The sequence below is a fragment of the Enterococcus sp. FSL R5-0957 genome (assembly GCF_038008005.1).
Lineage (GTDB): Bacteria > Bacillota > Bacilli > Lactobacillales > Enterococcaceae > Enterococcus_B > Enterococcus_B faecium.
On sequence record NZ_JBBOYG010000001.1, the window covers coordinates 2,157,103 to 2,176,246 of the forward strand.

A 19,144-nucleotide genomic window follows, 5' to 3' on the forward strand; every position below is an offset into this window, starting at 1 on the left:
TAACTCAAAGTCCACTGTAGCTCATTTCTTTTGAAAAATCTTTTAATGATTGATTATTACTCCAAGCTACCTGTACTTGTTGCCATTCTTGTAATTTACTATCTGAACTCTCAATTTGTTTTTCTAGTTGTCTTTTTGTCTTTTCGTATACTTCTAATTGCTTTTGATCATTTAATTCACTTTGCTTCAAAGCGTAGCGGAGTGATTCTTTTTCTGACAACATGCTCTTTAATTGATTACTGTAGCCAAAACTGTCATCCGTTGAAAACAAATTTTTTCCTTTACTTATACTTTCAATAAATAGCTGAGCCATCTTTATTTGTTGAGTAATACGTTGGTTTTCTTGTTCTATCTGAGCCTTTTCATTCTCTATTAAAGAACAATCCAATCTAACCAACACATCGTCCTTATGAACAAATTGATTTTCTTTTAGGAAGTTTTCCATTATTTTAGCTTCTAATGGCACTTGTAACTTCTCTATTTTTTCGGGGTTCAATTGAGCCGTTGTCCGAATAACAACCTCTTTTTTAGCAAAGGTTAAAAACAATCCAATAATACATAAAAAAAGAATTACAGGGTATAACACCCAATGGTAGAAGCTATGATGTTGTTTAGTATAGATACTAGAATGTTCGAACCAATTATTATTCTGCATAAATTGTTTCCCTCTCCTAGATTTCCCATAATTTTTGATAGATACCATCGGCAAAACGAAGTTCATCGTGCGTTCCTTTTTCTACCAAATGCCCTTCATGGAGAACTAAAATTTGATCACATGTTTTTGCTATTGGTAAATGATGTGCAATAAAAATAATCGTTTTTTCTTTTAAATTGAGGAGATAATTCATAATTGCATGTTCTAACAAGGTATCTAATCCACTAGTTGCTTCATCTAAAATTAATATGTCCGGATTTTTTAATAAAGCCCGTGCTATGGCTAATCGTTGTCGTTGCCCTCCTGAAAGATTATTTCCACCTTCTTCCAACAATGTCTCGTAACGTAATGGCTGTTGATTAATAAATTCATTTAGTTGGACTATCTCACAAACTTCTATTATTTGTTCGAAACTTGGTGGGCTATCTAAACCGAATATAAGATTCTCAATGATTGTTCCACTAAAGAAAAATGACTCTTGAGGCAAATATGTCACTCGATCGCGTAATATCTGAAAAGGAATGTCTAAGTGATTAATGTTTCCATAATGGATCGATCCTTCTGATGCTTCATAAAAACGAACAAATAACTTTGCAAGAGTTGATTTTCCAGAACCACTAACTCCAACTATAGCCGTTTTACTGTGCGAAGGAATTGTACATGAAATTTCGTTCAACGTTGGGGCCTTCATGCTATACGAGAATGAAACGTTTTTTACAGTGATATCTTGTTGAAATAATTGTTCAGAAAGCATATATTCAAAAGACTGGTTCGATTTTTCTGAATCAATCGCGAAAATTTCATTTAAACGATTATTTGCAACTTGAGCCGTTTGCATTTTCACTTGTAAATTAATAATGTTTTGTAAAGGATCTGTGAAAAATACTAGTAAAGCATTGTATGTGATAAGTTGACCTAGACTAATTCTATTATCCATAACAAAATAAGAACCTAGCCATAAAATTAATGCACTGCTAATTAATTGAATCAAATGTTTAATTCCTTGTTGAATATTATCAAGCGTAACCGTACGAAATGATTTTTTCATTAATTTAACAAATTCATGGTCTATACGGTTATATACTTTCTCTTCACCGCTATATGCTTTAATTGTTTCTATTCCTTTAAGACTTTCTATGATACTAGAATTTACAGCTGCACCGGCTGCCATTTCTTCCCTGTTCGATTTTTCATAGCTTTTCACGAAAGCGAATATTGCAACTACATAAAAAGGCAAAGAGCATAGAGTGATTAAAAACAACGTACTATTCTGAATAGCTAACGTAACCCCAACAAGCAACACCATACCAATATCTAAAAATATTGATAACGTAGCACTTGCTAAAGCATCAATAATCTTACTGGCATCAAGAAAACGAGAAATAATTTCCCCTGATTTTCTCGTAGCAAAAAAATTCATTGGTAAAGTTAACACATGTTTGAAATACTGAAGCATAATTGCCATACTCATTCGCTGTCCTAAAATAATAAGAAGATAACTACGACTATATTCAAACAATACCCGAAATAAATAGACAGCGATCAAGCCAATGGAAATTATATTTAAAGTTGAACGTGCTTGATTAGGGATGAAAAAATCAAGAATACCTTGAAAATAATATGAGCTTCCTATGCCAAAAAACGTAATGAAAATCGATGCTAAAACGATGTGGAATACTAATCCTTTTTGTTTCCAAATTATAGGCAAAAAAGAACTTAATCCAGCTACTTTTTCTTTAATAGGAATATAAGTTTCTCTAGGCATAGGTAATAAAAGAATACCTGTCCATTCTTTTTGAAACGCTTCAATCGTTTTTCTATTTTTTCCATTAGCGGGATCTGCAATCCATAGTACGTTTCCCTTCGTTTTATAAATTACAACGTAGTGCATATAGCTGTTATCAACCAATATATGTGCAATTAATGGTAAGATAAGATCTCTTTCTTTCCAGATCTCACTATCTGCTTGAATAGCCATACAATCAAAAGACAATTTTTCAAATGTCTTTTTCAATCCAAATGCTGAAGTACCCTCTAAATCAGTCCCAGATAGGTCCCGTAATTTATGAATTGGGATATCAGTTTTAAAATATTTTAAAATCATCGAAAGGCAAGCAACACCACAATCTTTTTCATCTTGTTGCTGCACAAAAGGAAATGATTTTATCACTTATCTAACACAACTCCTTCTAAAAAATTTTTATAGAAAAATTCTCAATATAGCTTTAATACAGTGAAAATATTGTCTCATAATTCCACAAAAACTTTGAAAACAGTTCTTGAACACTAACTTTTTCATTCCTGAATCAAATTTATTTTGGAAATTTTACTATTCAAGAATAAACTTGATAAGTTTCAGGAAGATTTTTACTGTTAATCAAATACGTATGTTACAGTAGCACCGTAAAAAATATTATTTAAAGAAGCGTGTTTAAACATGCAAAATGTAAAGGAACTAAGTATTGTGGAAATGCACAAACTGTTGGTGGAGGCAATAATGCTTGGGGAAAATTGGGGCAAGTTGTAGGTGGACTTACCAAAGGGGCAGTAGGTGGTGCAGGTTTAGGAACAGCAATTTGCGGACCAGCTTGCGGTGTTGTTGGAGGGTTATATGGAGCTGTCGCTGGAGGTGCTGCAGCTGGCTGGGATGCTCGAAAAAAATAAAAAAGGAGAATAAGTATTATGCATATTAAAAACACAAAAACAACATTTATATTATCTTCAGAAGAGTTGAAAAATATTCAAGGTGGGAGTGCCGTGGGAGTTTTAGGCACTACTTTTTCTGGGGCAACAGCAGGAGTAAAACTTTGTTCAGCCGGAGGACCTTATGCAATAGCTGCTTGTGGTGTAGGTGGAGCTTTATTAGGTGCTGGATTCGGCATGTGGACCGGTGCGTAAACAATTAAAAAATATCAAACCTCAAGATTGGTTTGTGTCGATTACGAACATAGGTATGTTCTTTATCTTTTCAAAAGTTTGGAATGGACAGAACTTTTTACTAAAGCTTCTTGTGCTAGTTTTTATAATTATATTAAATTTTTATCTTTTATTAAAGTCAGATAAAAATTCTTTGAAAATGTAATGGTAGAGATATTTTTACAAAAGGACTTGGCAGCGCTGTAGTTGGTGCTGCAGGAGGACCTATTTCGGCCGTTACAGGAGGTATTGGTAATGTACTTGTCGGATGTGCATTAAAGCCTGTTCCTGCAAGTTAAATTTATAAAAACAGGAAAGTAATTATCTCAAATCCTATCAAGTACAATCATAGGATTGCACTTGACAGGACAAATTTTTTAACTAAAAAATGAAAAACACTTTCTAAAAATTAGTAGAATTTGCCAAATCTTTCGCATCTTCCACCATACATTTAATTTTAATTCCCCTTTATGGTACTTAATAAAAACAAGAAAAGAACTATTCATTTGGCCCTTTTTTGGTTCCAGACCATAGAAATATTCCTCCAGTAACTAATATTGCTGTTATGCACGTAACTAATAACAGCTATAAAAATTGGTACAACTTTAATAGGATTCAGAAAAATTTGCACTAGTGAAGGAATTTATTTTATTAGAAAAATGCAATCTCCCTAAAGAAAAAACCACTAAACAGTGCTTTCTTTCAACTTCTCCTTAATTTTTTGTGCTTTCCCTAAAGTAAAGTTTCTGGCCAACTCTGAATCAAAATATAGTGAACGTTTTTTAAAATCTATTTCTTTAACGTTAAAGATATTTACTAAACACGCTCGACTAATTCTTGTTAACATAGGATATTTCTTTTCAAGCTCACTAATTCTTCCATAAAATTCGTACTGCCCATCTTTAGTACACAATGATAATCTATGTGGTAATTTTGAAGCTTCTACAAAATAAATGTCATTTATATCAAAAGTAAATGTTTGAGAACCTATGGAAAAAACAAATGCTTGATTCGTAACCTGTTTTGTTGCATCTATCCTTTCTTGCGCTAATAACAATAACTCAACAATCTCGTTTCGATACTCATCTAGTGTTTGATCTTTTGTTACAAATCCTAACGTTTCAACTCTTCTTTTTATTGTTACGGGTAACATCTCATCATGAGTAGTTGTAAAAATGATTTTTGCTTGAACATCATATTTTCTGATTACTTCTGCTAATTCTATACCGTTAACTTCATGATTTAAATCAATATCTAAGAAATATATTCCTTGCTTTGGTCGGAATTGTTTGAGGTATTTTTTAACTTCTAACGGACTTTGTGTTTTCAATACTATCTTAAATACTTCATCGTGAAAAAGAATGAAATTATCAATAATTCGTTCTAACTGATTTAATTGTATAATTTGATCTTCACATAATATTATTGGATAACTCATAAATCCTCCTTCCCTCAAAATAACAAAATAACTTGAGTAGTAAATTGATACGGATCGTTTTGATAGTTCACAAACATATTGGGATTCTTTTTATTGATTTCCTCTATACTAGATAAACCTAACCCTTGATGTCCCTTTTTTGTTGTTATTCCTTTTTTCATTAGAGTATCTATAGATAGTAGTATCTCTCTACAACTATTCGATATCGAAATTTCTATCTGTTTGTCATCTCGGTAAATAGCTAGAGACAGTTCTTTATCTTGACTCTCTATACATGCTTCAATTGCATTATCGAGAATAATTCCAAGCACCCTAATACAGTCAAATATTGGAACAGGAACTTCAATAATAGTACTTGGACATTCGAATTTACAACAAATCTTATTGTTATTTGCTTGGTATAGCTTCGCTATCAACAAACTTTTCAAATATTCATTTTTTATATTTTTTAAATAACGATATTCAAACTTATTGGTTAGATAAGAATTAGAATAGATCTCTAATTCTTTTATTTCTTTTTCCAATATCGAATCATGGTTTTGATTAGCGATTTCTTTTAAACTCAGCAATAAATTTTTATAGTCATGTCTAAATCTGGCAAATTTTTCTTGATCTTTTTCCAGTAAATCAGTATATTTTTTTAGATAAACCAATTCTTTTCTTTTCAATTGCTGTTCATATTGTTCTCGTTGCCTAATAGTTATTCTAATAAATAAAAATAGAACAACAAACATTTGAATGATTAAAAATATTAAGACACCAAACACAAAATGATCAAATACTTGATATTGATGAGCAACATAAGAAACAAATAAACCAATTGTAAGTAAATAAATCATGAATATAGCAGTAAGTTTAGAACTGGACTGTTCAACAATCCTATTTATAGCTAATTTTCTATATAACCAAATAAACATCAGCAAAAACAAAGAATCAAGCATTATTTGGAATACTACATAACCATACCCTTTTATCCCTTCAAATGAAAACATATACGTCATAACCATGGAAGTAATAATAGATCTGAAATCATCAATAAGCATACATAATAGTAATTTATTTAAAAGCACTATATTAGTTTTCTTCTTTTCCTTTAATATAAAATAACTTCCGATTATAGGTATAGCTGCGGAAACATCAGTAAATAATTCAACAAAAAAAGTGAGTGGTATCAATAAACATACAAAAAGATATTTTCTTTTGTTAAGATCAGTATTAGTCATATAAAATAAGAGAAAAAAGAAAAAGTTTCCCACGAACATTCTTAATAGATAAGCTTTTGTATCGATAGTAATCAAGAGATCCCCTCCTGATTTTAGGATATCATAAAAAAATTTTAGTTACACTTTTTAAATAATGAAAAAACACATTCCACTAAATTTGATGCCGGTTTTCCTTGAGGTTTTGTTCCAGCACCTCCTTTAATTTTTTTAAGCTCTTGATCTGAACATTGTTTAGCATTTAGTCTATTTTTTTCTTCCATTACGATTCCCCCTACAAACTATAAATACTTTTATGGCACTGATTCAATATACCTATTTTTCTAATCAAAAAATTTTGAGACATATTTAATATTATAAGTATCATTAAAATTGAGATTTATCTCCATAATCTGCTCGATATAAACCATTTATTCCAGCAGTTCTTCCAATTTCACTCAAATTTCTTATTAATTCCTCTTGATATTCAGTGAATCTTATTTTATTAGTATAAGCAGTAAAATATAGATAATTCACCAATCTATTTATTAAAGGACTGGGATCTAATTCATATTTTTGTTTTTCTAATTTTAAATATACCTTTTGTAAAACCTCAAGAATATCAGAATATTTAGGATCTTTACTTATAGATATATCATTATATAATTCATGAACAATTTGCTTAGCATTTTTTTTCATTTTAGCACTTCCCTGGAATTGCTCCACCTAAAAAACCACCTATAGACATTCCTGCAATACAAGTAGTTGCCTTGGCCCAATCGACCGTACATTTATTTTTAGTGCAATACACTCCATTTCCATAATATTTTCCACTATGAGTGGTACCCCCATAGATAAGTTGTGTCTCTTTAATAGACAAAATTTTTAAATGTTTCATAATCTAATCACCCCTAAATTAATGTTTTTAGACTATTATTCTAACATTCATTAAATTTCAAAAAACAATTCCTTCTTGAAACGTAGCAAAATAATTCCTGAATAAGAATTTAATCACTTTTAAGTATATAAACTATGTATATTCTTTAATATTTTTTGAGAATGCACTTCGTACATAATAAACTTTAATCACATTAGTCTTTCATACCTACGATCGATCTCTTTGACTCGCACCCATAAATTCATAATAGTTTGTCGGCGTCTTTGGACGTTTCGAAGATGAGCTACGCATTCTCTTCTTTTATAGATATGATTTGTCAAATTAAGCTAGAATAAAATGCTTCTTGTACATAGCTCAAAAATATTTCGATTGGTGTTCTGTAATTCAATGATTTTCTTGGAATATGATTACGTTGATTGCTGACACTGGAAATAAATGTCTGATTCACTTCTCTAAAATCCATTGATTTCGGCAGTCCATTACGACGCAGAATCCCGTTAGAATTCTCGTTTAATGGGCGTTGAGAAGGTGTTCCAGGGTCCGCAAAATATATATCAATATCATGTTGGTTACTAATGGCTTTCCAGTTAGAAAATTCTTTTCCACAGTCAAACGTAATAGATTTAAAGAAGTTTTTAGGGAAGCGAGAAAACCATTGATTAAGGGCAGTTTCAATATCTAATGCCTTACGGCCGTTGGGTTTAATCGTGATAATGACTTTAGATAATCTTTCAACTAAAGTAATGACGGCACTTTTATGATGAATGCCAACGATCGTATCACCTTCAAGGTGACCAAACTCAGAATTGAAATCAGGATAATTATCAGGTCGATCATGGATTGAGCGCTGATACTGTTGTTTTCCCCGTTTTTCCTGATGGCCATTGGGTTTTCTTTTACCTTTCATCGGTAGTGTGTCAATATCAAATATTCCTTTAGAAAATAAACGATAAAGTGTTCTCATACCGCATGAAACAGGCCTTTCTTTTCGCCCGATAATGACGTCAGGCGTCCAACCAAGAGTGACTTTCTCTTTAATGTAATCTACTTCATGAGCAGGTAATTGAATGACTTTTCTCCCACATTTTTTCTTATTTTCTTTATACTGGTGCCAATAATCAAGAGCAGTCTTGCCTTGCTTGAACTTATTGACTACATTATAAATAGTTTGTATAGCACGTCCCATTCGGTTAGCGATTTCAACCGGCTTATTATGTTGAAGATAATATGATTCTATCATTGTCAGTTCGTCTATGGTAAGATGTTTGTAGGTCATTTATGGTTACACTCCTTTGTTTTCTTTCGTCGGAAATACAATTTGAGTGTACCATAAATGCCTTTTTATTTTTCTAACTTAATTTTACAATTCGCGAGACAAAAAAGAGAGAGACGAATATGGAGCTTCCAAATTTGGATATTTGATCCAATTTTGGAAGCTCCATTTATTTCGTGTCTGTCTTTTTATTTTTTCCAGCTTTCGACTAATTCTTGGTTCTCTTTGATCCAGTCTTTTGCTGCTTGCTGTGGATCTTTTCCATTGTTGATTTCCAACATAACTTTTTCCATATCTTTTTCTGACCAATGGAAATTGTCTAATACTTTGTAAGCTTCTGGCTGGTCTTCTTTCAATCCTTTTCGAACCATCGTATGGATCTGCTCTTCGCTTCCCATTCCGTTTTCAGGATCTTCTAAGTATTTCAGATCATATTTGGCAAACATCCAATGAGGTGTCCATCCTGTAACTACAATTGGTTCGTGTTTTTTGATCGCTTGACCTAGTGCAACGGTCATTGCTCCTGAAGAAGATGTCTCTACTTTCCAGTCTTTCAAGTTGTCATATTTTTGGATCGTGTTTTCAGCAGCCGTAACTACACCAGCTCCTGGCTCGATTCCTATGATTTTCTTACCTGCCTGATCGGTTAACTCATCGATCGAATTTACATCCATGTAGGCTGGCACTGCTAAACCAACTTTTGCTCCTGTCAAATTGGCACCTAGGTCTTCGACTTGATCTTTATATTGTGCATATTGTGAACCATGAGTTTTAGGTAGCCAAGCTGAAACCATGGCATCTGACTCGCCATTTGAAACAGATTTCCACATGATTGAATTATCTAATGGCGTCATCGTTACATCATAGCCCATTTGTTTCAATACTTCACCGACTACATTTGTTGAAGCAACTTCTGTATCCCATTCAACATAAGATAAGTTGATACGTTTTGTTTCTTTGGCAGATGAAAAACTCCCTATACCAATCGCACCTAAGATCACTACTACTACAGCACCAATGATCAATCCTTGACGTTTTTTACTTTTCTGTGTTGCTGCTCCTGCAGCTTTTTTATTGTTTGGCTGGTTCAAATGCTGTGTAAAACGGTCAATGATGATTGCTAAGATAACTAATGCAACGCCGTTGACAAATCCATTCCCGACTTGTGCTCTTTGCAATGCTGATAATACGCCGCGTCCTAAGCCGGGTGCACCGATCATAGAGGCAATAACGACCATTGAAAGTGACAGCATTGTTGTTTGATTGATCCCTGCCATGATCGTACTTTTAGCTAAAGGCAATTCTAGTTTGAATAGTTTTTGACGACTTGTGCTCCCGAATGAATCAGAAGCTTCTACTAATTCTTTAGGAACTTGTCGAATCCCTAAATTCGTAAAACGAACGGTTGGTGGCAAAGCAAAGATGACTGAGGCAAATACCCCTGGAACCATCCCGATACCGAAAAATGCAACTGCTGGAATCAAATAAACGAATCCTGGCATTGTCTGCATAAAGTCAAGGATCGGTTTGATAATACTTTGGGCTTTACTGCTTTTTGCCATCAAGATCCCTAATGGTACCCCAATGATGATCGAGATCACACTAGATAAAAGAACAAGTGTGACAGTATTCATCAAATCATTCCATAGACCTTGGTTATAAATAAACCATAGACCGATTAATGTGAACAACGTAAGTCCTGGACGTTTCTTAGAAATAAAGAAAGCTGCTATCGTCAATAACAAGATAAACAAAGGAGCTGGAATCACTAACAGTAAATTTGTAATCCCCGACATCACTGCCTGTCCGATCGTTTGTAAAAATGAAAATAGGCCAGAAAAAGTTGTCGTAAACCATTCTGTGATATTTTCTACCCAGTTTGCCACTGGTAATTGATAGTTCAATAGATTATTCATGTTCACTCACCTCGCTTGTTTCTGCTAATGCTTCAATCACACTACCTCGGATGACGACACCTTTTAATTTTCCATCCTCTACAACTGCAAGTGGAGTCGGTGAGTCATAAATAATATTGAAAATATCACTTACCACCATGTCTTTCCCGATCACCGTCACATTTTCATCTAGGAAGTCGATCAATGGACGTTTTTGCTTCCTAGCTTCTAACGCTTGATCTGCAGTGATGATCCCTTTCAGGTGTCTCTTTCTGTCAACAGCCATCAGCATGCTGACTTCTTCATTACGCATCCTTGTCAATGCAACGTTTGGTCCATCAGATTCGATATTCGTCGTCAATGCAGGTACCATGATGTTTTGAGCCGTAAGCACTTTGGAACGATCGACTTCTTCCACAAATTCACGTACATAATCATTTGCTGGATTGGTCAATATTTCTTCACCTGTTCCGATCTGCATGATTTCGCCGTCTTTCATCAAGGCGATTCTGTCCCCAATCCGTAAAGCTTCATTCAAATCATGGGTAATGAAAATAATCGTTTTTTGAACATTGGCTTGCAGGTCCAGTAATTCGTCTTGCATTTCTCGACGGATCAGCGGATCAAGAGCCGAGAACGCTTCGTCCATCAGCAAGATCTCAGTATCATTTGCTAAAGCTCTGGCTAGGCCAACCCGTTGTTGCATCCCACCAGATAACTGACTAGGATATTGGTCTTTAAATGAAAGCAAACTAGAATTTTCTAATGCTTTTTCTGCTTTTTCTTGTCGTTCTTCTTTAGGTACACCACGGACTTCTAACCCGTATTCTGTATTTTCCAAGATCGTTCGATGTGGAAACAGACCGAAGTTTTGGAAAACCATATTGATTTTATGACGACGGACTTCTCGCAATTCTTCTTTGCTTAACTTCGATACATCTTCTCCATCAATATAGATACTGCCCGAAGTTGGCTCAATCAGACGATTCAATAGACGGATCAATGTGGATTTCCCACTCCCGGAAAGCCCCATGATCACGAAGATTTCTCCTTCTTTTACGTCAAAATTCACGTCATACACACCAACCGTTGCACCGGTTTTCTTTAAAATCTCCGTTTTCGGCTGGTGATCATTCATCATATCTAAAGCGGCTTGTGTCTTTTTACCAAATATCTTTGTTAAATGTTTTACTTCTACTTTTACCAAACAAATTCTCCTTTTTTATGTAAATTCATTTTTCTTTCTGAAAAAAGTGACCACACTATGTTAACATCATGTAGTCACTTTGTCAAAAATGAAAGAAATTTGCTTGTCCAAACTGAAAAAAACTTGGCTAAATCTTTGTAAATAAAAGGTTTAGCCAAGTTAATATTTTTTTAATATTTCACACAATCATTCTGCAAGCTGATGCTCCGGGTAAAAAAAGTTTGTCATACGCTGTAGCGTATATTCATTTCCAATAAAATGAACGATGTCCCCTGCCGTAAATTTAGCATAGGGGCCAGGTGAAACAAGCAGTTCTTCATTATGAGAAATTGCGATAACTGTGGCGCCAGTCGCCTGCCAGATATTCAACTCGCTAATCGAACGGTCCAGATGCATTGCTTTTTCTGATAAAGATAATTCAAACGGAAGTAAAGGATTCATCTTATGTATTCGCTTCGTTTGATTGACCAGCTGATCCAATAATTGAGAAAAATGATTCAGCTCATCTTGTTGCTTCTCCACACTTGCCATGATTTCTGCTTTTGTATCTTGGATGGATTGTACATCTTGATATTGCAATAGGAAATCTTTTGCTTTTTCCTTCGAAGCAACAAATGCCCCACTTCCATGCCGTACTTCCATGATTCCAAGATCTACCAGCACATTGATAGCCTTGCGGGTAGTCTCAGGAGAAGCATTGTACGTACTGGCAAGTGTTGAGCGGGCATGGATCTTCTCACCCACTTTATATCGGTTTTCAACGATACGTTCGGCTAAATCAACAGCAATCTGCTGGTAGCGCGGGCGGACGATTTTTTTCTTTCCAGACATTTTCTTTCCTCTTTCTTTTTTTACTTTCCCTCATCTTACTATGCTCTAGCAAAATAAGCAAAAAAGGGGAGAATAGCCTCTTGCAACGACTGATCATCGCTTGATCTGTTCCTTTTTTACTGGGCAAGCTGTTTGACAGTCATCACAATTCTTACCGGATTTTAAACGAGTATAGACAATGGCGCCTACACTTCCAAAGATTAACACACTTAATAAAAATGTCGCCATCCTATTCCTCTCCTTCTAATGACAATATAGTATAAAACTGGTTCTTGGATTTTGGCTGACGGAACAAAACATAAACGAGTCCTATCATCAGTAAAATAGCAAGATACGTCCCTAACGCTACCTGTCCACCCTCCAATAAGTGTCCCAACTGATAAATCACAAAACTAACTAAATAAGCTAAACCGCATTGATAGCCTATGGCGATCCAAGTCCATTTCTTGGCATTCATTTCCCGATGGATAGCCCCAATTGCCGCAAAACAAGGCGCACAAAGTAAATTGAAGGCTAACAATGAATAAGCTGCTGCGGGAGTATATGTGTGTTGTAGCACTTGCCAGATTTCTCTGCCATTTTCGGATACTTCCGCATGACCAAACAAAATACCAAATGTGCCAATAATATTTTCTTTAGCGACCAATCCTGTAATCGCTGCGACTGTTCCTTGCCAGTTTCCCCAACCAAGCGGCTGAAAAACAACTGCCAGGATTCGCCCGAAAAAGGCTAAGATACTTTGGTCTTCAGAAACAGGTTGAGCATAAAAATTATAAGAAGAGCTGAACCAGATCACGATACTAGAAACAAAGATAATCGTTCCTGCTTTTTTAACAAAAGACTTGCTGCGGTCATAGGTTTGTCTTAGGACCGCTGACCATTGAGGAAAATGATATGCGGGCAATTCCATGATAAAAGGAGCTGTATCTCCAGCAAACAAACGTGTTTTTTTCAAGCTGATTCCAGTGAAAATAATTGCAGTCATACCAAGAAAATAGGCAGAAGGAGCTACCCAAGATTGATGAGGAAAAAAGGCCCCTGCTACTAAGGCAATAATCGGCAACTTTGCAGAACAAGGCATGAAGGTTGTGACCATGATCGTCAAACGACGATCTTGCTCGTTTTCAATCGTGCGACTGGCCATGACGCCTGGCACTCCACATCCTGTAGCAATCAGCATAGGAATGAAGGATTTTCCTGAAAGACCGAATTTCCTGAAAAGTCGATCCATGACAAAAGCGATCCTCGCCATATATCCGCAGTCTTCCAGAAAGCTCAAGCATAAAAACAATATAATCAATTGCGGTAGAAATCCTAACACTGCTCCCACGCCTGCGATGATGCCGTTCAAGATCAGCTCCTGCATCCATCCCGCTACTTGCCATTCAGCTAACAATCTGCCAACATGTTCTGGTAACCATGTACCAAACAATGTGTCATTGATCCAATCTGTCCCCATTGTTCCTACTGTTTGAATAGCCAGATAATAGATCAGCCACATCACAAATGCGAAGATCGGCAAGGCTAACCAACGATTCGTTGCAATCTGATCGATTTTGTCACTCATCGATAATTGGAAAGAATCATTTGACACAACACAGAGTGTACATAGTTGGGTAATAAATTCATAACGTTCATTGACCAGAATCGTCTCACTATCGTCGTCCAATAGTTTCTCTGTTAACTGGATCAGTTGCTCGATCTCTTTTTGCTGAGAAACTGCTATCTCGTAATCCTCTCTTACCTTCTGATCTCGTTCAAAATATTTCATTGCATACCAGCGTTTCTTGCCGCTTTGTTCTCCTAGTACATCTTCAATTTCATGTAAAGCTGCTTCTACACGTGGATCATATGTACAGGGAACAGGAATAGAAGGCCGCTTTTTTGCAGACTCCTGAATCTTTTCGATTAGTTTTTCGATTCCTTGCTTTTTCAATACGCTGATTGGTAAAACTGGTACACCAAGACCATAGGAAAGCTTTTCTAGATTGATTTTTTTTCCTTCTTTTTTGATGACATCCATCATATTCAGACCAATGATCATAGGAATGTCTAAATCCAATAACTGCGTAGTTAAATAAAGATTCCGTTCTAAATTGGTAGCATCAATAATGTTGATGATCAGTTCAGGCTGTTCCTGAACCAAATAATCTCTTGCAATCACTTCTTCTGGTGTATAAGGAGACAAAGAATAGATGCCGGGTAGGTCCTGAATATGAATGTTCGGATTTTTTTTCAACGATCCTTCTTTTTTTTCTACTGTTACGCCCGGCCAATTCCCTACATATTGATTCGAACCAGTCAAGAGATTGAACAAGCTAGTTTTCCCGCTGTTTGGATTTCCGACTAACGCGATATTCATTCTTTTTCCTCCCTTTGTATCAAGATTAGTTCGGCCTCTGACTTTCGTAACGTCAGTTCATACCCTCGCACTGTCAGTTCGATTGGATCTCCCAGAGGGGCTAGTTTTCGGATAACTATTTTTACATTTCGCGTCAATCCCATATCCATTAACCGTCGCTTCACTGCGCCTTGTCCGTGGATTGCTACGACGATCCCAGTATCTCCTGCTTTTAATTGATCAAGAGAAGTCCAGCTTTCAGAGGAAGCAGTCTTTTTATTGACAAAGATTTGACCTAGTATTTCCCGACTTACTGCCACTCGATGACTTTTTACCAGTAAAATGGCATTGTTGCCTGATAAATTGACGACGACGATTTTACTTCCGGCAACGATCCCGATATTTTGCAAATGGCGTTTTGTTTTTTCTTCTGTTTCGATTCGTTCGACTTGATAAACGAAATTTTGCTTTGCCTGCGCTAAGGTCTGCATATTGATTCCTCTCTTGTGAAATAAATCATGTATTAAAATCATTCATTATATGTTCTAATTTTCTTACGTGTTACGCAAATAAATGAGAATCATTCTCACATAGAATACTCTCGGTAATTGAGAATGTCAATTATACTTGTGATATTATGAGCGAATCTTTAGTATTGATAGATAAAAATGAGAAAAAAATATTTCTTCATAGTTTTCCACAATTTTTTCTCTATTAAATTTGCTATTTTCCCACACGATACTTGTTTTCAGCTCTTTTTTCAAAAACACAAAACTTAGTATTCCACAGTTTCCACAACACAATATGTAGTGTTTGTTGTTTGACTTTTTTACTAAGAGTTTTATACTATCTATTATAGATAATAAGAATGTGTTAGAGGAGGCACTCACCATGAACGTAAAAATCTTTTCTAAAAATAATTGTATGCAATGTAAGATGGTCAAACGGTTTTTAACAGAAAATCAAATTGCTTTTGAAGAAGTCAATATCGATGAACAGCCTGAAGCAGTAGACTGGTTGAAAGCACAAGGATTCCAAAGTGTTCCTGTCATTACCTCTGATGCAGAAACAGTTATCGGATTCCGTCCTGATCAGTTGCGTAAACTTGCCAGCTAACATGACTAAAAGAATCAAAACGTGATACATGGATTTGAAGGGCTTGAGACAGCACCAGTTTTTGTCGCAAACTTCCAAATCCTTTTTTAAAGCTTAAAAACAATGCAATGATTTGCAATCAAGCATCATCAAATACGAAATGAAGGTTGGGCGTACGTATGAGTCTTAAAAATTTACAAGATGTCAGTTATTTCAAGCTGAATAATGAAATCAATCGGCCAGTCAATGGTCAAATCCCTTTGAATAAGGATAAAGAAGCTTTAGTTGCCTTTTTTGAGGAAAATGTCAAACCAAATACGATGACTTTTCCATCTATTATGGAAAAAATCAATTACTTGATCGATCAAGAATATATAGAAGCAGAATTCATTCAATTGTATTCACCATCATTTATTGAAAAGCTATATCAATTTTTGGACGAGCAACATTTTTCTTTCAAATCTTTTATGGCTGCTTACAAATTTTATTCTCAATATGCGTTGAAAACCAACGACGGTTCCGCTTATCTGGAAACTTATGAAGATCGAGTAGCCTTCAATGCGCTTTACTTTGCGAACGGGGATGAAGAATTAGCACTTGCTCTTGCAGACGAAATGATCCATCAACGATATCAGCCAGCTACACCTTCTTTCTTGAATGCTGGACGTAAACGTCGGGGCGAATTGGTGTCTTGTTTCTTGACTCAAGTCACTGACGATATGAACTCTATCGGGCGCTCAATCAACTCTGCTTTGCAATTGTCCCGTATTGGTGGCGGCGTAGGGATTACTTTATCAAATCTTCGTGAAGCCGGCGCTCCTATCAAAGGATATGAGGGTGCTGCAAGTGGTGTCGTTCCAGTCATGAAATTATTCGAAGATAGTTTCAGCTATTCTAATCAATTAGGTCAGCGTCAAGGAGCTGGCGTGGTTTATTTGAACGTTTTCCATCCAGACATTATTGCTTTCCTTTCAGCAAAAAAAGAAAATGCAGATGAAAAGATTCGCGTAAAAACTCTTTCTCTTGGCGTGATCGTACCTGATAAATTTTATGAATTGACACGTAAAAACGAAGATATGTATTTATTTAGTCCATATAGTGTCGAAAAAGAATATGGTGTCCCATTCTCTTATGTAGATATTACAGCTGAGTATGATCATCTAGTTGCAAATCCAAACATTCGCAAACAAAAAATCAAAGCGCGTGATCTTGAAAATGAAATCTCAAAATTACAACAAGAATCTGGCTATCCTTACGTAATCAATATTGATACAGCGAACCGCGAGAATCCAATCGATGGCAAGATCATCATGAGTAATTTATGTTCAGAGATTTTACAAGTTCAAACGCCTTCTGTGATTAACGGCAAACAGGAATATGAAGTATTAGGAACAGATATCTCATGTAACTTAGGCTCGACAAATATCGTGAATTTGATGCAAAGCCCTAACTTTGGTCAATCTGTGCGTACGATGACTCGTGCATTGACATTTATTACAGATGCATCTGATATCGATGTCGTACCACCGATCCAAAACGGAAATAAGCTGAATCATACGATTGGATTAGGTGCCATGGGCTTACACACTTATCTTGCAAAAGAACAAATGGAATATGGCTCAGAGGATTCATTAGACTTTACAAATATTTACTTCATGCTGTTGAATTATTGGACACTTGTTGAAAGCAACAATATCGCTCGTGAAAGAAAACAAGTTTTCCATAATTTTGAAAAATCAGCTTATGCTGACGGCACTTATTTCGAAAAATACGTAACTGGAGAATTCCAGCCAAAATCAGAAAAAGTCAAAGCATTGTTTGAAGGCATTTTTATCCCAACTGCTGAAGATTGGAATGCTTTGAAACAAGCAGTAATGAAAGATGGACTGTATCATCAAAATCGCTTGGCAGTAGCACCAAATGGCTCAATTTCATATATCAACGATACGAGTGCAAGTATTCATCCTATCACTCGCATGATCGAAGAACGCCAAGAGAAGAAAATCGGTAAAATTTATTACCCAGCGCCTTATCTATCCAATGAGACGATTCCGTATTACACTTCTGCTTATGATATGGACATGCGTAAAGTAATCGATGTTTATGCAACGGCACAACAACACGTCGATCAAGGCATGAGTTTGACTTTATTCATGCGTTCTGAAATCCCAGAAGGCATTTATGAATGGAAGACAACAACGAAGCAAACGACACGTGATTTGAATATTTTAAGACATTACGCTTTCCATAAAGGAATCAAATCCATTTATTACGTACGTACCTTTACTGATGATGCAGAAGAAATCGGAAGCAATCAATGTGAAAGCTGCGTGATCTAATATCATAGATAGATTCGCTTATTCATATTTTAATTAAAGGAGCATTCTCATGTCAGAAACATATTATGAAGCAATAAACTGGAATGAAATTGAAGATATCATTGATAAATCCACTTGGGAGAAGCTGACAGAGCAATTTTGGCTAGATACACGTATCCCACTTTCAAATGACCTAGATGATTGGCGTACATTGTCTCAATTGGAAAAAGATACAGTAGGACATGTATTTGGCGGTTTGACACTGCTAGATACTGTCCAATCTGAAAGTGGCATGGATCAGTTGCGTAAAGATGTCCGCACTCCCCATGAAGAAGCCGTTTTGAACAATATTCAATTCATGGAATCCGTTCATGCCAAAAGTTATTCTTCTATTTTTAGTACACTGAATACGAAAAAAGAAATCGAAGAAATTTTTGACTGGACAAATACGAATCCTTATCTGCAAAAAAAAGCTGAGCGTATCAATGAAATCTACAAACACGGTACACCGCTAGAAAAGAAAATTGCCAGCGTCTTTTTAGAAACATTCTTGTTCTATTCAGGTTTTTATACTCCTCTTTATTATTTAGGAAACAACAAATTGGCTAACGTAGCAGAGATCATCAAACTAATCATCCGAGATGAATCTGTACATGGAACCTACATCGGTTACAAATTCCAATTAGGATTCAACGAATTACCTGAAGCAGAACAAGAAACGTTAAAAGACTGGATGTACAATCTTCTTTATGAGCTTTACGAAAACGAAGAACGTTATACAGAAGAATTATACGATCCAATCGGCTGGACAGAAGAAGTCAAGACATTCCTACGCTATAATGCCAACAAAGCATTGATGAACTTAGGGATGGATCCACTCTTTCCAGATACTGCCAATGATGTCAACCCAATCGTAATGAACGGGATTTCAACAGGCACAAGCAACCATGACTTCTTCTCACAAGTCGGAAACGGCTATTTGTTAGGTCATGTAGAAGCGATGAAAGACGACGATTATTTGATTGGATTGGAATAAGGATTTATTTTAATTCAAAAATTTTTCGAAAAATAAAAAGAG

General features: G+C 35.5%; 19 protein-coding genes. 5 read left to right on the forward strand and 14 right to left on the reverse strand.

Annotated features, from left to right (window positions below; translation table 11 throughout):
- Positions 1 to 4: 4 nt before the first annotated feature.
- Both MKX69_RS10555 and MKX69_RS10560 read right to left on the reverse strand, forming a co-directional pair.
- Complete coding sequence (locus MKX69_RS10555; RefSeq protein ID WP_341010106.1) at positions 5 to 655, reverse strand: bacteriocin secretion accessory protein; 651 nt, start codon at positions 653 to 655, stop codon at positions 5 to 7.
- A gap of 16 nt (positions 656 to 671) precedes the next feature.
- Positions 672 to 2,825, reverse strand: coding sequence for a peptide cleavage/export ABC transporter (locus MKX69_RS10560; RefSeq protein ID WP_080306255.1), 2,154 nt, complete (start codon positions 2,823 to 2,825; stop codon positions 672 to 674).
- A gap of 257 nt (positions 2,826 to 3,082) precedes the next feature.
- On the opposite strand from MKX69_RS10560, the gene MKX69_RS10565 reads away from it, so the two are divergent.
- Positions 3,083 to 3,319, forward strand: coding sequence for a bacteriocin (locus tag MKX69_RS10565; RefSeq protein ID WP_341010111.1), 237 nt, complete (start codon positions 3,083 to 3,085; stop codon positions 3,317 to 3,319).
- 18 nt (positions 3,320 to 3,337) lie between these two features.
- Entirely contained in the window at positions 3,338 to 3,553 is a 216-nt protein-coding gene (locus MKX69_RS10570; RefSeq protein ID WP_002307138.1) for a Blp family class II bacteriocin, read from the forward strand.
- Between the two features lie 703 nt (positions 3,554 to 4,256).
- Here MKX69_RS10570 and MKX69_RS10575 read toward each other — a convergent pair.
- From MKX69_RS10575 to MKX69_RS10630, 12 genes are all read right to left on the reverse strand, one after another.
- Complete coding sequence (locus MKX69_RS10575) at positions 4,257 to 5,009, reverse strand: response regulator transcription factor (protein WP_002325334.1); 753 nt, start codon at positions 5,007 to 5,009, stop codon at positions 4,257 to 4,259.
- A 14-nt stretch (positions 5,010 to 5,023) separates the two neighbouring features.
- Entirely contained in the window at positions 5,024 to 6,307 is a 1,284-nt protein-coding gene (locus MKX69_RS10580) for a sensor histidine kinase (protein WP_010723651.1), read from the reverse strand.
- A 38-nt stretch (positions 6,308 to 6,345) separates the two neighbouring features.
- Positions 6,346 to 6,492 (reverse strand): EntF family bacteriocin induction factor, encoded by a 147-nt coding sequence (locus MKX69_RS10585; protein ID WP_002294600.1) that lies wholly within the window; start codon positions 6,490 to 6,492, stop codon positions 6,346 to 6,348.
- Between the two features lie 103 nt (positions 6,493 to 6,595).
- Positions 6,596 to 6,907, reverse strand: coding sequence for a bacteriocin immunity protein (locus tag MKX69_RS10590; protein WP_002287810.1), 312 nt, complete (start codon positions 6,905 to 6,907; stop codon positions 6,596 to 6,598).
- Between the two features lies 1 nt (position 6,908).
- On the reverse strand, positions 6,909 to 7,106 hold the full coding sequence (locus MKX69_RS10595; RefSeq protein WP_002304799.1) for a class II bacteriocin: 198 nt from the start codon (positions 7,104 to 7,106) through the stop codon (positions 6,909 to 6,911).
- A gap of 316 nt (positions 7,107 to 7,422) precedes the next feature.
- The gene (locus MKX69_RS10600; RefSeq protein ID WP_002293280.1) at positions 7,423 to 8,382 is read right to left on the reverse strand and encodes an IS30-like element IS6770 family transposase; all 960 of its coding nucleotides are present in this window, start codon (positions 8,380 to 8,382) and stop codon (positions 7,423 to 7,425) included.
- 185 nt (positions 8,383 to 8,567) lie between these two features.
- Positions 8,568 to 10,295, reverse strand: a complete 1,728-nt coding sequence (locus MKX69_RS10605) for an ABC transporter permease/substrate binding protein (protein ID WP_002327274.1) — start codon at positions 10,293 to 10,295, stop codon at positions 8,568 to 8,570.
- Complete coding sequence (locus tag MKX69_RS10610; RefSeq protein WP_341010116.1) at positions 10,288 to 11,481, reverse strand: quaternary amine ABC transporter ATP-binding protein; 1,194 nt, start codon at positions 11,479 to 11,481, stop codon at positions 10,288 to 10,290. The genes MKX69_RS10605 and MKX69_RS10610 overlap by 8 nt, the downstream gene beginning before the upstream one ends.
- A gap of 186 nt (positions 11,482 to 11,667) precedes the next feature.
- Positions 11,668 to 12,312, reverse strand: coding sequence for a GntR family transcriptional regulator (locus MKX69_RS10615; protein ID WP_002287801.1), 645 nt, complete (start codon positions 12,310 to 12,312; stop codon positions 11,668 to 11,670).
- A gap of 93 nt (positions 12,313 to 12,405) precedes the next feature.
- Positions 12,406 to 12,540 (reverse strand): hypothetical protein, encoded by a 135-nt coding sequence (locus MKX69_RS10620; protein WP_002339871.1) that lies wholly within the window; start codon positions 12,538 to 12,540, stop codon positions 12,406 to 12,408.
- 1 nt (position 12,541) lies between these two features.
- Positions 12,542 to 14,674 (reverse strand): ferrous iron transport protein B, encoded by a 2,133-nt coding sequence (feoB, locus tag MKX69_RS10625; protein WP_341010120.1) that lies wholly within the window; start codon positions 14,672 to 14,674, stop codon positions 12,542 to 12,544.
- Positions 14,671 to 15,144, reverse strand: coding sequence for a FeoA family protein (locus MKX69_RS10630; protein WP_002319008.1), 474 nt, complete (start codon positions 15,142 to 15,144; stop codon positions 14,671 to 14,673). Before MKX69_RS10630 ends, feoB begins: the two co-directional genes overlap by 4 nt.
- Positions 15,145 to 15,544: 400 nt before the next feature.
- Between MKX69_RS10630 and nrdH the strand changes: the two genes are divergently transcribed.
- From nrdH to nrdF, 3 genes are all read left to right on the forward strand, one after another.
- A complete protein-coding gene (gene nrdH, locus MKX69_RS10635) occupies positions 15,545 to 15,769 on the forward strand; it encodes a glutaredoxin-like protein NrdH (RefSeq protein ID WP_002287795.1) in 225 nt (74 codons plus the stop codon).
- Between the two features lie 158 nt (positions 15,770 to 15,927).
- Positions 15,928 to 18,087, forward strand: coding sequence for a class 1b ribonucleoside-diphosphate reductase subunit alpha (gene nrdE / locus MKX69_RS10640; protein ID WP_002319007.1), 2,160 nt, complete (start codon positions 15,928 to 15,930; stop codon positions 18,085 to 18,087).
- 49 nt (positions 18,088 to 18,136) lie between these two features.
- Entirely contained in the window at positions 18,137 to 19,102 is a 966-nt protein-coding gene (nrdF, locus tag MKX69_RS10645; RefSeq protein WP_002287792.1) for a class 1b ribonucleoside-diphosphate reductase subunit beta, read from the forward strand.
- Positions 19,103 to 19,144 lie beyond the last annotated feature (42 nt).